Source organism: Sphingomonas sp. GW821-FHT10C01, from assembly GCF_059415525.1.
In genome coordinates this window covers 36,519-49,431 of record NZ_JBWKNK010000007.1, presented here as the reverse complement: position 1 = coordinate 49,431, position 12,913 = coordinate 36,519, and the positions used below count along the sequence as shown (strand labels likewise).

At 64.9% G+C, this 12,913-nt stretch carries 17 protein-coding genes; 12 read left to right on the top strand and 5 right to left on the bottom strand.

What is annotated here, in order from left to right:
- Nucleotides 1–16 precede the first annotated feature (16 nt).
- Nucleotides 17–187 (bottom strand): hypothetical protein, encoded by a 171-nt coding sequence (locus AC07M1_RS18725; protein WP_495164159.1) that lies wholly within the window; start codon nt 185–187, stop codon nt 17–19.
- 148 nt (nt 188–335) lie between these two features.
- On the opposite strand from AC07M1_RS18725, the gene AC07M1_RS18720 reads away from it, so the two are divergent.
- The 11 genes from AC07M1_RS18720 to AC07M1_RS18670 all read left to right on the top strand — a co-directional run bounded on the left by AC07M1_RS18720 (nt 336) and on the right by AC07M1_RS18670 (nt 10,293).
- A complete protein-coding gene (locus tag AC07M1_RS18720; protein ID WP_495164158.1) occupies nt 336–1,568 on the top strand; it encodes a sensor histidine kinase in 1,233 nt (410 codons plus the stop codon).
- An 82-nt stretch (nt 1,569–1,650) separates the two neighbouring features.
- Nucleotides 1,651–2,784 carry an ABC transporter permease gene (locus AC07M1_RS18715; RefSeq protein ID WP_495164157.1) on the top strand — a complete coding sequence of 378 codons (1,134 nt, stop codon included), beginning with the start codon at nt 1,651–1,653 and terminating at the stop codon, nt 2,782–2,784.
- 5 nt (nt 2,785–2,789) lie between these two features.
- Nucleotides 2,790–3,524 carry an ABC transporter ATP-binding protein gene (locus AC07M1_RS18710; protein ID WP_495164156.1) on the top strand — a complete coding sequence of 245 codons (735 nt, stop codon included), beginning with the start codon at nt 2,790–2,792 and terminating at the stop codon, nt 3,522–3,524.
- Between the two features lie 2 nt (nt 3,525–3,526).
- Nucleotides 3,527–4,429 carry an efflux RND transporter periplasmic adaptor subunit gene (locus AC07M1_RS18705; protein WP_495164155.1) on the top strand — a complete coding sequence of 301 codons (903 nt, stop codon included), beginning with the start codon at nt 3,527–3,529 and terminating at the stop codon, nt 4,427–4,429.
- Nucleotides 4,426–5,766, top strand: a complete 1,341-nt coding sequence (locus tag AC07M1_RS18700) for a TolC family protein (protein WP_495164154.1) — start codon at nt 4,426–4,428, stop codon at nt 5,764–5,766. Before AC07M1_RS18705 ends, AC07M1_RS18700 begins: the two co-directional genes overlap by 4 nt.
- 130 nt (nt 5,767–5,896) lie before the next feature.
- Complete coding sequence (locus tag AC07M1_RS18695) at nt 5,897–7,324, top strand: sugar MFS transporter (protein WP_495164153.1); 1,428 nt, start codon at nt 5,897–5,899, stop codon at nt 7,322–7,324.
- A 191-nt stretch (nt 7,325–7,515) separates the two neighbouring features.
- Nucleotides 7,516–7,773: a hypothetical protein gene (locus AC07M1_RS18690; protein ID WP_495164152.1), complete on the top strand. Its 258-nt coding sequence runs from the start codon at nt 7,516–7,518 to the stop codon at nt 7,771–7,773.
- Nucleotides 7,774–8,280: 507 nt separating this feature from the next.
- Nucleotides 8,281–8,652 carry a hypothetical protein gene (locus tag AC07M1_RS18685; protein WP_495164151.1) on the top strand — a complete coding sequence of 124 codons (372 nt, stop codon included), beginning with the start codon at nt 8,281–8,283 and terminating at the stop codon, nt 8,650–8,652.
- 140 nt (nt 8,653–8,792) lie between these two features.
- Complete coding sequence (locus AC07M1_RS18680; RefSeq protein WP_495164150.1) at nt 8,793–9,233, top strand: hypothetical protein; 441 nt, start codon at nt 8,793–8,795, stop codon at nt 9,231–9,233.
- Entirely contained in the window at nt 9,233–9,826 is a 594-nt protein-coding gene (locus AC07M1_RS18675) for a hypothetical protein (protein WP_495164149.1), read from the top strand. Before AC07M1_RS18680 ends, AC07M1_RS18675 begins: the two co-directional genes overlap by 1 nt.
- Before the next feature lie 293 nt (nt 9,827–10,119).
- The gene (locus tag AC07M1_RS18670; RefSeq protein ID WP_495164148.1) at nt 10,120–10,293 is read left to right on the top strand and encodes a hypothetical protein; all 174 of its coding nucleotides are present in this window, start codon (nt 10,120–10,122) and stop codon (nt 10,291–10,293) included.
- 61 nt (nt 10,294–10,354) lie between these two features.
- Here the strand turns inward: AC07M1_RS18670 and AC07M1_RS18665 are convergent, their stop codons facing one another.
- The 4 genes from AC07M1_RS18665 to AC07M1_RS18650 form a co-directional block, all read right to left on the bottom strand.
- Complete coding sequence (locus tag AC07M1_RS18665) at nt 10,355–10,705, bottom strand: hypothetical protein (protein WP_495164147.1); 351 nt, start codon at nt 10,703–10,705, stop codon at nt 10,355–10,357.
- A complete protein-coding gene (locus AC07M1_RS18660) occupies nt 10,698–11,030 on the bottom strand; it encodes a hypothetical protein (protein ID WP_495164146.1) in 333 nt (110 codons plus the stop codon). Before AC07M1_RS18660 ends, AC07M1_RS18665 begins: the two co-directional genes overlap by 8 nt.
- A gap of 108 nt (nt 11,031–11,138) precedes the next feature.
- Nucleotides 11,139–11,474: a hypothetical protein gene (locus AC07M1_RS18655; RefSeq protein ID WP_495164145.1), complete on the bottom strand. Its 336-nt coding sequence runs from the start codon at nt 11,472–11,474 to the stop codon at nt 11,139–11,141.
- 65 nt (nt 11,475–11,539) lie between these two features.
- Nucleotides 11,540–12,184, bottom strand: coding sequence for an SOS response-associated peptidase (locus AC07M1_RS18650; protein ID WP_495164144.1), 645 nt, complete (start codon nt 12,182–12,184; stop codon nt 11,540–11,542).
- A gap of 94 nt (nt 12,185–12,278) precedes the next feature.
- Here AC07M1_RS18650 and AC07M1_RS18645 point away from each other — a divergent pair, with 94 nt between their 5' ends.
- Nucleotides 12,279–12,701, top strand: coding sequence for a hypothetical protein (locus AC07M1_RS18645; protein WP_495164143.1), 423 nt, complete (start codon nt 12,279–12,281; stop codon nt 12,699–12,701).
- Nucleotides 12,702–12,913: the final 212 nt, after the last annotated feature.

The following is a 12,913-nucleotide window of genomic DNA, read 5'->3' as shown; positions in this document are numbered from 1 at the left end:
GGCGCTTCGCGGAGCGTCACCGGTCGCGACGCGACTCGGGGACGAAATACAGCAGCCAGACGAACCAGCCGAGCGACAGAAACGCCCATGCGCTCTCGCGGCCATGCCAGGCGAGAACCATCTCGGGCACCTTGTAAAGGCCGATCAAGCCGACAAAGCCGAGCCACCATCGTTTCTGCATCCGCACGGGCAGCTCCTTGCAACAAGAGCGCTGCGTTGGCAGCGCGAACGCGCAATCACGGCACGATCGTCCAGTCTTGGTCGAGATTTGATGCACACTTGGCGAGCGGCTCGGGCCAAGGGTTGTTTCCTTGAGCCCAAAAGGACCGGATCCGATGACCGCTGAGGAACGAAAGCCAGCCCGCCCCAGCCCCACCAGCCTGGCGGGAATGGGCGGTGTGATCGGGCGCGCCAGGCATCGCAGGGGTCGCGCACGCCTCGCGACCCAGCTGACCGCCGCGATGACCATCGTCGCGATCCTGGCGGTCGTCGTGATGCTTGGCGGCATGCTGGCCTTCTACATCTGGTCCTACGACGCGTTCCGCAGCTCGCTCTCACCCAGTGCGCGGCATGCTTATGACATGGTCGAACTGAACCGGCTGCCGTCGCAGGCGGATCTGGAATCACTCCTGGACGCCTATCAGGGCTGGGAAGCCGGCTTCGAGCTGCGCGAACTGGCGGCATTGATCGCACTCGGCGTCGCGGCGCTGCTGGTCGGTATCATCGCCGCGCGCTGGTTCGCGGCGCGGATCAGCGATCCCGTCCACAGGGTAGCGACCGCGGCCCGGCGGGTGGCTGCGGGAGATCGGACCGTCCGGGTGCTCGTGACCGGACATGGCGTCGGCGAAACCCACCAGCTGATCGCCGACTTCAACATGATGGCGCGCGAGATGGAACGATCCGAACGCGAGATGCGCGAAAGCATCGCGGCGATCGCCCATGAATTGCGCACACCACTGACCGTATTGCGCGGTCGCCTTCAGGGCATGGTGGACGGCGTCTTCGTGCCCGATGCCAAGGGGATCGAAGGCCTGATCTTCCAGACCGACGCGCTGGCCCAGATCATCGAGGATCTGCGTACGTTGAGCCTGGCCATGTCCGGGCGACTGGTGATGCGCCCGACGATGATCGATCTCGCCGTCGAAGCCGGTCAGACGATCGACGCCTTCTCCACCGAACTCGACAAGGCGGGGATGGTCGCCGAGCGCGACCTGAAACCGGTGCGCTTGGCAGCCGATGGCGCGCGATTGCGCCAGATCCTGCTAGCCCTGCTCGATAATGCGCGGCGCTATGCGGCGTCGGGTGGTGTGGTCAGGATCGAGACCGGATCCGACGGCAACGGCGCGTTTCTGCGCCTGCTCGACCGCGGCCCGGGCATCTCCGCCGAGAATGCCGAGCGCCTGTTCCAGCGCTTCTGGCGCGCGGACGATTCGCGTTCGCGCGATTCGGGCGGAACCGGGCTGGGTCTCGCGGTGGTGAAGGCCATTGCGGAAGCGCATGGCGGGCGGGCCTCGGCCGCGCCGCGCGAGGGCGGCGGCGCCTGTTTCGAGGTCCGCCTGCCTTATTGAGGCCGCCTATCGACCATAGTCTCGACACCGCCTCCACGTTGCGCGGGCGTTAGCTCCATGATGGACGGTCATCTGGCCGGCCATGATATCGCTGGCTCGAAAATCCATCCTGCACGAATGGCGGCGCTTCGCCCCCGCCATCTTCGCGATCGCCTTTTCCGGCATCCTGCTGGTCATACAGGCCGCGCTCGCCGTCGGCATCTTTGCCACGGTCGCGGTCTATATCGAGAAGTCCGACGCGGAGCTTTGGGTCGGGTTCCCGGGCACGCCCAGTGTCGACCAAGGGCGTTACATTTCGAACCGCACCGAATCCTTCGTGCGGATGCACCCCGATGTCGATCGCACCGAGCCCTTTTCCTGGGCGGGTGGCGTATGGCGATCGCGGCCCGGCGCGGGGGACGTCAGCGTCGTTCTGGCCGGTATCGACCCCCGCCCCGGCTCGCTCACCTTCGCCCACGCGGTTTCGCCCGAGCTGCGCGAGCGGCTGAAGATGCCCGGCGCCGTGCTGGTCGACATCGCCGACCGCGAGAAGCTGGGCGTGTCGATCGGATCGAACGCCGAGATCAACGGCAAGAAGGTTCATGTCGCGGGCTTTACCGAGGGGCTGCGCGGCATCGGCAGCATCAACGTCATCTCGTCGCTCAATACCGCGCGGCATCTCGACCCAAGCCTGCAATATTCGGACGACGTCGCCTATTACCTCGTCAAGCTGCGCGCGGGCGCCGACCCCGCCAAGGTGAAGGACGATCTCTCCCCCAAGGGAACCAGCGCCCGCTACCAGGCCTGGACCGCGAAGGAATTCGGCGACCGCTCGACCAACTATTGGCTGTTCGAATCGGGCATGGGCACCGCCTTTGGCCTGTCCTCGCTGGTCGCGGTCATCGTCGCGATCGTGATCACCAGCCAGACGCTGATGGCCGCCGTCGCCGCGTCGATCCGCGAGTTCGCGACCTTGCGCGCGCTGGGCGCGCCCGGCAGTCACCTGCGCAGCGTCGTGCTGCAACAGGCACTGTGGGTCGGCATCGTCGGCCTGGTGATCGCGGGTGCGATCTCCGCCCTGATCCTGTGGCTTGCCCAGCTCGCCTACATCCCGGTCGCGATTTCGATGCCGATCACCGTCGGATGCGGAGCGCTCGTCCTGTGCGTGGCGATCCTGTCGGGCTTCGTCGCGCTCAGCCAGCTTTCCAAGGCCGATCCGGCCGCATTGCTCAGGTGAGCGCCATGACCAACGCCAATGGCGCCGTCGCGATCGACGCGCGCGCGATCAACAAATCCTATACCGTGGGCCAGGTCCGCACGCAGATCCTGTTCGGCGTCAGCGTGGCGATCATGCCCGGCGAGCTCACGCTGGTCGTCGGCCCCTCGGGCTGCGGCAAGAGCACGCTCCTGGCGATCCTGTCCGGACTGACCCCGCCCGATCAGGGCGAGGTTCACGCGCTCGGCGCCCCGCTCTCGCAGATGAAGGCCGGTGGGCGCGATGCGTTCCGGCTGGCGAATACCGGGTTCGTCTTCCAGGGCTTCAACCTGTTCAACGCGCTCACCGCCGAGGAACAGGTCGCCTATGTGCTGCAATGCATGAAGGTGAAGCCGGCGGACGCGATGACACGCGCCCGCGCCGCGCTCGAAGCCGTCGGGCTGGGGCCGCGCATGAAGCTGCGGCCGTTCGAGCTGTCGGGCGGCGAGAAACAGCGGGTCGCGATCGCTCGCGCACTCGCCAAGCAGCCGCGCATCCTGTTCGCCGACGAGCCGACCAGCGCGCTCGACTCCCAAAACGGTCACGCCGTGATCGCCCTGTTGCGCGACATTGCGCACAATCAGGGCGCCGCAGTCCTGTGCGTGACCCACGACCCCCGGCTGCTCGGGTTCGCCGACCGGATCATCCACATGGAGGATGGCCGGATCATCGGCGACGAGCGCCCCGCCCCCCAATCCGCCGTTCAACGCGAGTCTCATTGATCATGCCTATCCGCTCCACTTTGCCGGGCCTTGCCCTGCTGTTTCTGTCCGCCACCGCATTGAGCGGTTGCGGAGACCCCGCCGAGCTTCCCGCCGCGACCGCGACACCGCGCGATTTCGTGGCGATCGCCAAGGGCAAGATCGACGTCGAGGGCGGCGTCATCCGCCTGGCGGCGCAGCGCGAAGGCCTGATCCAGGCGGTCTTCGTCGAGGAGGGCGACCGGGTGAAGAAGGGCCAGGTACTCGCGCAGATCGATACCCGTCAGGCCGAATTGGGTGTGGCGCAGGCGCGCGCCGACCTGGCCGAGGCTCAGGCCCGCAAGACCATCGCGCAGGCGCGCTCGCAAGCCGCCGAACGCGAGGCCAGACGCCTCGCCGACCTCGCCACGACAAAGGCCGTTCCGGTACAGGATGCCGACAAGGCCCGCGACGAGGCGCGGGTCCAGCGCGGAGAACTCGCGACGGCGGCGGCGGCGATCACGGTCGCTCATGAAAAGCTCAAGCGGGAATTGTTCGAGATCGAGGCGCGGCGTATCCGCGCGCCGCTCGACGGCCGGATCGTGCGCCGCTCCGCGAAACCCGGTGACGGCGCATCGACCTTCAACGTGACCGAATTGTTCCTGCTGGCCCCCGAGACCGACCGCATCGTGCGCGCCGAACTGGACGAACAATTCGTCGCCAGTGTCCGCGCCGGCCAGCGCGCCCGGATCCTGCTGGACCATGACGGCAAGCACGCTTTCGAGGGCAAGGTAACGCGGCTCGGCGAAGTGTTCGGCGCGCGCAAGCTCGCCAGCGACGATCCCAACGAGCGCCAGGACACCCGCGTGATCGAGATGGTCGTGAGCGTCCAGAACGGCCAGGCGCTTCGCATCGGCCAACGCGTCCAGGTGCAGGTGCTCAAATGAGCCGCGTCGCGATCATCATGCTGGCCGGAACGGCGCTGGCGCTGCCCGGATGCGCGAGCTTTCCCGACGCCGCGGGCGGCGGGCGGATCGTGCGGGTCGGCGACCTCGAGCCGGATACGCCGCGCAGCTGGTCCTACGACCTTGGAGACCCGGCCTTCACCGCGCTGCTCGACCGGGCGGACCTGGGTTCGCTCGACGTCAAGGCCGCCCTGGCCCGTGCCGCTGTAGGCGACGCCGCTTTCCGCGTCGAACGCGGCGGCCGGTTGCCGACGATCGATGCGAGCGGCGGATGGCAGCGCTCGATCGCGGGTTCCGATCGCAGCGCGCGCGGCGTCGATCTGGGCGTCAGCGCGAGCTGGACGCCCGATCTGTGGGGCGCGGTGAACGCGGCGGTCGGCGCCGCGCGCAACGAGGCGTTGGCGGCGGGGCTGGATGTCGAAGCGGCCCGCGCGGTGCTGGCGGCGGATCTCGCCCGCAACTGGCTTATGCTGGTCGCGCAGGACGACCGGCTGGCGCGGATCGCGCAGCGGCAAGCGATGGAGAGCGAGGGCAGCGCGCTCGCGCATCGACGCATCGCCGCCGGCTATGCCGCGCGGGACGAATTGCTGGCACGCGAGGCGGCGCTGGCGCGGATCGCCGACGAGCGGATCACCGTGGCGAACGATCGCGAGGCCGCGCGCCTGCGCCTGCTGGCGCTGGCGGGACTTGGGCCGGGCGATCGCTTCGACGCGCCGCGCGGACTGGGCGGGCTGGAGCGCTTCGATCCCGGCACGCTGGAGCTGACTCAGCTGGATGCCCGGCCGGATGTGCGGGCGGCGGCGGCACGGCTGGCGGCGGCGGATTCGCGGCGGCTGGGCGAGATCCGCAATGCTCGGCCAAGGATCGTGCTGAGCCTTGGCGGACAGGGCGGCAACCTGTCGCTGTCGAGCTTCTTCGAGAATCCGGGCTTCAGCCTGATTCCGGGCGTCCGGATCGAGGGCGCGATCTTCGACGGCGGCAAATCCCGTGCCCGCGCCGACCGCGCGGCAGCCGAAACGGCGGAAGCCGAAGCCGCCTATCTCAAGGCGAACGTCGTCGCGCGGCGGGACCTGGCGACGGCGCTGGCGGCATTCGTGTCCGCGCGGGAGCGCCAGCTGCCGGCGACCGCGGCCGTCGAACATGCGCGCGAGCGGCTGAAGCTGGTCGGCGACCGGTTCGCACGCGGCGCGGCGAGCCGGATCGACCAGATCGATGCCGAGCGCGGGCTGGTCGAAGCGGAGGAAGCCGAGGCGGAGGCGCGTCGCGCCTGGATCGCGGCGGGAATCGAGGTTCATGCGGCGCTGACCGGAGCCGGATAACGGGGACTATCCGCCCCGTATCCGGGGCCGTTTTACCGCTATCATCACCTCCTCCGGCTTTTTCGTCTCGCCTTTCCCCCAAGCTGCGGTATGTGTCAGTTAACTGACAACGTTATCAGGGAGAGGGGCGTTGGCCGCACCCGTCATACAACCAAATTCGACCGATCCGGCGTCCGGTGACGCACAGGGCATCAACGCGCCCGACCTTCAGGTCTTCGTCTTCGCGCTGTTCTTCATCTTCGGCGGCATCACTTCGCTCAATGATGTGATCATCCCGAAGCTGAAGGAGTTGTTCACGCTCAGCTACACCGAAGCGATGCTGGTGCAGTTCTGCTTCTTCACCGCCTATCTGGTGATCGGCATTCCCGGTGCGAATCTGATCAAGAAGATCGGCTATATGCGCGGTGCGGTCGCTGGCTTGCTGACGATGATGGTCGGCTGCCTGCTGTTCATCCCGGCGTCGCAGAATGCAACCTATGGCATCTTCCTGTTCGCGCTATTCGTACTCGCGAGCGGTGTGGTGATCGTCCAGGTCGTCGCCAACCCGCTGATCTCGCTGCTCGGCAAGCCGCAGACCGCGCACAGCCGTCTCACCTTTGCGCAGGCATTCAATTCACTGGGCACGACCATCTTCCCGATCGTCGGTTCGATCCTGATCCTCGGCAGTCTGGCCACCGTCACCGCCGACCAGCTTTCCGGCCCCGCACTCGAAGCCTATCGTATCGCCGAGAGCAAGGCGATCATGCATGGCTATCTCGGCATCGCCGCGGCGCTGGCGGTGGTCGCCGCGATCGTCTGGATGTTCCGCAAGAAATTGCCGCACGATGCAACAAGCATGGCGGGCAAGGAACTGGTTCGCCTTCCGCGCTATGCCGTAGGCCTGGTGCTGATCATCGCAGGCGCGGTCGTGGCGACGCAGGTTCATGCGGTGGTCGGCCTGCTGCTTATCCTGCTCGCGCCAGCGATCTGGCTCTATGACAACGATCTTCTGACCCGCCCGCGTTTCAGCTTCGGCGCGCTGTGCATCTTCCTTTATGTCGGCGCCGAAGTTTCGATCGGCTCGCTGATCGTCAACTATCTGATGCAGCCCGGCGTGATGGGGCTTCAGGAACAGGCAGCGGGCAAGCTGATCGGCTTCTATTGGGGTGGCGCAATGATCGGCCGCTTCATCGGTTCGGGCCTGATGCGCGTGATCAGCCCCGGCAAGCTGCTCGCCTTTGTCGCAGTTGGCGCGGTCGCATTGATCCTGATTTCGACCAACACCACCGGCAATGTCGCCGGCTACAGCCTGCTCGCAATCGGCCTGATGAACTCGATCATGTTCCCGACCATTTTCAGCCTCGCCTGCGAAAAGCTGGGCAGTCGCGCGGCGGACGGATCGGGGATCATCAACATCGCGATCTTCGGCGGCGCCGTGGTGCCTCTGGCGACCGGCGCGCTGGCGGATGCGACCGGCAGCCTTGCGCTAGCGCTGACCCTGCCGGCCGCGTGCTACGCGGTCATTGCGGGGTTCGGCTATTATGCCCGGCGCCCCTATGACGGCCCCGTCGCGGGCTGAAATGCAAAAGGGCCGGTGAGGTAACTCACCGGCCCTTTTTCTTTGCGTGGTGCCCCTGGCCGGAGTGTCGAAAGCACCAAAAATCAACGGGTTGAGTTTGTCCAACTAGCCCAAACAGCCAACGGACTCCTGCGGGTTCCCGCGTTGGTGTTGTCCAACCTTTTCGGCGCTTCCACGCGGGCCGTGGCGGCATGAGGAAGCCCCCTTCCCTTGCCGATCTGCAAAGGCAGGTCGCAGACTTCAACGCGCGCTATCCGGTTGGTCAGCGTGTCAGCGTCCGCAAGGACGGCGGCGATGGTGTCATCACCAACACCCGCTCCGAAGCTGCGGGGCTGTCCGGCCATTCGGCCGTCATCTGGCTCGACGACATCTCGGGTTGCTACCTGCTCGATCGCGTCACGCCGATCGCAGCCGATGTAGCGGCTACCTCGGGGGCGGTCGGTGCATGACGTGGCTATTCGTCCCTGGCGCTGCCTGTCCCTCTGCGCAGGCAATGGCTTGGGAATCGTGGGCGACGCCAAAGACAATCACGGGTGGCGCCAACTCAAAGCGCAAGGAACGCGGCGCGGGCGGGGCGGACCTACAGGAAATGGTGCAGAACTGGCCGACCCCGATGGCGGGTACACCTGCGCAGAAGGGCAACAGCGCGGCAGGCAACAGCGATTTCTCACGCCGGGCGATGGAACTGGCACTATCCCTCTCATCTGCCCCGGACCCAGCGACCCCTGCTGGCCCGACATCATCGCCCGAGCGCCGCACCTTGAACCCGCTGTTCGTCGAGTGGCTGATGGGATGGCCGATCGGGTGGACCGACTCCGCGCCTGTGGAAACGGCGTCGTTCCATTGGTGGCAGGCTATGCATGGAGAACTCTCGAGGCTCGTCTCGCTGCGGACGCCGGCGCAGCCAACTTTGCTGTGAGGTCCGCAGCATGAACCCCCACCAAGGAACCCTCAGCATGACCGAGACAAAGACAGTGGAAGTGATCCAGGCGGATCGCGATGCAGCGGCGGATGCGGTCAAGGCCTATCGTGAGACCCGCAACCACAATTGGCAGCAGCGCATCAGGCAAGGCCAGTGCGATGACGGCGAGATGACGCAAGCCTTCGCCCGACACCGCGTCGCATCCCAATCCCTCTCTACCGATGAGGAAGTAAGGCGGCTGCGGGAGGCGTTGGAGCCGTTCGCCGATCTCGATCATCACCACGCGGACTTGGCCGAGAAGCTCGGCTTCAAGGATGGCAACGCCGCCGTTCGGGTGCCTCGCGCGCTGCTTCGTGCCGCTACGTTCGCCCTTCAATCCAAGGACGCCCCCTCCCATGGCGGGTGAACTGCGCCTTTGCCCGTTCTGCGGCGCATATTCACCTCGCTCCTGCGATCTGATCGAGGATGCTGGATGCTGCCCTTGGGAGGAAGCCGAGCAAGAGGGTTTGGCGCTGGCCGACGAACTCAACGACGAGGACCCCTCCCATGGATAGAGACGAGCTAGTCGAGCGGGCGTTCAGCGAGAACATCAACGATCAGGCGGCAAGACTTCGCGTTCACCCGCGCAATGATGGCCGGGACACGCCGGGATCCTGGATGCAGCGGGTTCGGAAGGCGGCGATGATTGAAGCCCTCGCCGCCCTCGAAAGCCGCCCTGCACCAACAGAGGAGCAGGCGCGCGAGGTGTTGGCGGAGACCGAGCACACGCATCCTTGCGCCGCTCCTTATACCAGCGACAATGACGGCTATGGTAACCCGTGTACGTGCGATCACGCCATCCGCGCCATGATCCGCTTCGCCACCGATACTACGCCATCACGGGATGAGCGCGAGCATCGCTTCGGCTCGCCGCCTGAGCCTGTCTCCAACCCCAATGAGGCTTGGTGCGAGGCCTATGCTGACTGGTATCATCAAGGGAAATCGTGATGATCATCTATGAGACGGATGCCCAGCGCCAAGCCGTTTTCGCTCTCAAGGCGGGTTGGCCGAGATCGCTCAGGGATATCGATGAAGGCGAGTTGCTTGCCATGGTCCGCACCGTGGCAAAGACTCTCTCAGCATCATCACGGGATGAAGAAGGACCGGTAGATAGGGAGGCGATTGCGCGGGCCGTGTGCGCAGCGCTGGGCGACGATTTCGAGGCGTTCGGCCCTTATTGGATTGATAGTCCATACGCGGAAGCCGCCGACGCAATCCTCGCCCTCAAGACCTCCACACCAGAGACGCAGACAGTCGAAGGGGGTGAGCGTCTTGGATGGCACATGCCGGATAATCTCCGGTGGCTAGCCGAACAGTCGGACCGCCCCGCTTACATGCCTTGCGGCATGCTGACGGGGATATTCCTCAACGACGTTGCTGAACGTCTCGAAACGCTCGTCGCCGAAAAATACAAGCCCACCACACCAGAGAGAGCCACGATACTGGAGGAAGCGTGGCGGTTGGCCGGCGGCGATGGTCGAGTTTCCGTTGCCGCGCTTGAGGAAGCCCTATCAGCATCCCGGATAGAGGTGGAGAAGTGAGGCGCGTTCCTCCTGCAATCCAGTATGTGATCGGGTGCTTGGTCGCCTTGGGTTTGTCGGGGATCGCGATTTTTGCCGGGATGTTAGGCGAGACGGACACGAAGTGGCGGGGGTTGTGCGTCCGTCTCGGCTGCTGAACGGGCGTCAGTAACGATCGATCCCAGGGCGTGTGGATTTTGGGGCAGTTCGACCGGTCGCAAGCATCCGGGTTGCAACCGACTTGCCCGTCCATCGTTCAGCGGCCCGGGTGGTCTCGGCTCGGAGCAACGGAGACCGCCTCAAGGGAGGCCAGTATGCGTGCGTACAACGAGGTGCCGGGTGAGAAGCCCGTCGCGATGCTGTTCGATGGGTGGGATTTCGTCCCCCTCGAGCAGCCCCGCAAATCAGTGGAAGCTACCAAGGCTGATCCGTCGGCCGAGCCGGGACGCGTTGAGCGACTTGAAGGCGACCGCTCCACCGACGTTTAGCCGTTCCACGAGGACATGCCGGAAAGGCTCGGCAACTGCGCCGGGCCTTTCTGCTTTCTGCCTAGCTAGGCCTCGACGATCGCCGCTGTCGATCTTCCTCAAGCACATAGTTCAGGAAGCTAGGCGCCCCTTCGAACGGTCGCTGGTCACGCAGCGACTTCATCCACCGCGCGACATGGCCAACCGTGGTTTCAAGAGCCAGGCGCTTGTCTCGGGGCGTCGTGATTTGCGGATCGTTCTCATGCAACGCACCGACGCCCAGGCAAAAGACATCGAGAATGTCGTCGCCCGTCACCTCGATCTCGGGGTGATAGGATTGCAGCGTGTCCAGGATAACTGGGATCAGAGCGGCGAATGCGCCCATCTTCTCCTGATCGTTGAGCGTGAATTTCGGGGCCGGCGGATTAGCCATGGCCTGCCTCACGCATGAACCGGACATAATCGCTGGTCGGGAGGTCATCCCATCGCGGGTCGTCATCGTCCCCGGCGGAATCGAGCTCACGCCACAGGTCTCCGGGATCACCCTCGGGAAGCTTGTCGCCGCGGTAGATGTTCCCGGCCATGACTCCGGCGCTTTCATCAAAGCCGGTGAGCACCGCTCGTTCATAGGGCGAAAGGTCGATGATCAACTTGTCGCCGTCCTCGTACTGAGACGGCTCCAGCTCGATAACCCGGTTCTGGCCGGGCGCACGATCTTCGTCATCAACAAGGACGGTCCATTTGCCTGCGACGTCCATTTTACGCTCCTCGATTCGCTCCGCGCGATATAGAACGAATATGGAACAAACGCGAATCTGGGTCCGAAAGCCGCCAGTCAGGTAACGACCCCAAAGCGGCCGTTGAAGTCAGTTGCCGAAAACCTTTCGAAGCCACCGCCTAATGACCACGCGAAGTGGCAGGCCGAGCAACAGCGTCTCGGACTCGAGGCGTGAGGCATCTACCCCTGTTTCGTCACACATAATCTTGGCGAAAGCTGGCCAAACGTGTTCCTCTGCCCTTTCGTGTTCCGGCAACGCGGCAATGAGAGCAGCGAATACATCGCCTGCCGTGACCCACTGCCCACAGTCGCTGTCGTCAAGCGAAACGCCGAAGCGCTTCTCCAGAGCAATGAAGGCGTCCACTTGGTCACCATCACCCCCGAACCCAATGGTTTCCAATGGCTCGACTCTTTGGACGTTCATGGGAGACTTAATAGCGCGCCCAACCGCAACCGGGCAATGTCCGCTTCCCACCCAAATGCAGACATTCAGAGCAGCGACGGCGCCGCGGTCGAGCGTCTGATCCAAGGATCCTGCGTCCGCTCCATCGCGATCAACTCCGGCGGGAACACCCGATGCTGGAACGCGATCACGTCGTCGATCGAACCGTGCAGCCATGCGTCATGTTCGTCGGGCTGGAGGATTACCGGCATGCGGTCATGGACCGGCGACACCGCCTCGTTCGCATCGGTCATCAGGCCGGAATAGACCGGCCCCCACTCGTCGCTGTCGCGCCACATGCCCGCCCAGGCGAACACCGGTTGATCGGTGACGCTGAACCAGGTGCGGGCCTTGGCACCCTTCTCGCCTTCGGCTTCGGCGAACTCTGTCACAGGGATCAGGCAGCGATTGCCGGGCCGCGGCGCGATATTCCGCCACATCCAGCTGGTCAGGTCTGCGATGTTGTTCACCGGCTTCGGCTTGATCGGTTTGCCGGTCACCTTGCTTTTCATTGCGAGCGGGAAGCCCCAGGTCATCGAGCGCAACACCCGCGCGCCCTCGTTCTCGACAACGACCATACCCGGGCCGCCGGGATAGACCTCCTCGCCGACATTGAAGTTCGCAGGCATGTCGGCGCGAAAATAGGCGGCGACCTCGGCCGCGCTCTTTCTTGTGCGAAAGAGATTGCACATGCGGCGATGCTGCCACCGGTTACTCGATCTGTCGAATCCGTCTTGCGCGGCCTCAAATGTTCCGTCTTTGTTCACATCTCGATTCGAGGATGTGATGCGCCAGGTGAACCAAGACGAACTGACCTATGCCCTGTTCTCGGCGATGCGAGGATGGTCGGTCAGCACGCGGCGCGATCTTTTCGAGCGCCGCAACGATGGTTGGCGCCACAGCATGGCGCAGCGGATATCGGACAAGCTGCGCGTCTACAGTATCCTCGACGCTGCCGGCGCTGTCCTTGACCGCGATGACCGCGCGGCGATCTTCGACAGTGCTATTGCCGCCTTTCCCGGCGCGATCGGCAAGCTCTGGATCAGTGCTGAGCATGCACGTCAGGAAGATGCCCGCCGGGCCGCCGCGATCCTGCTCTATCAGGCGCTCGAACCCTATGAGGTGCTCGCAGACTCGCCTTTCGGATCGACCCTATTCTTCGCCGACATCACCGCTCCGCCCTACGCCTTCGCATCGACTTGGCCGTGAGCGATGGGCGCCAACTTCCAATGGCACAACCTGGGCGACCTTCGCGGGAAGTGGAACCTCATTATCGAATGCCCGTGCCGGCACGCCGGCACGCTGGATGCCGCCAACCTTGCACGCTACTATATGTGCCAAGGCTGGAGCTTAGGGCGGCCACAGGTCGCGCAGCACCTCCGATGCAGTGCCTGCCACCGCCGCGGTCGACGAGGCGGGTT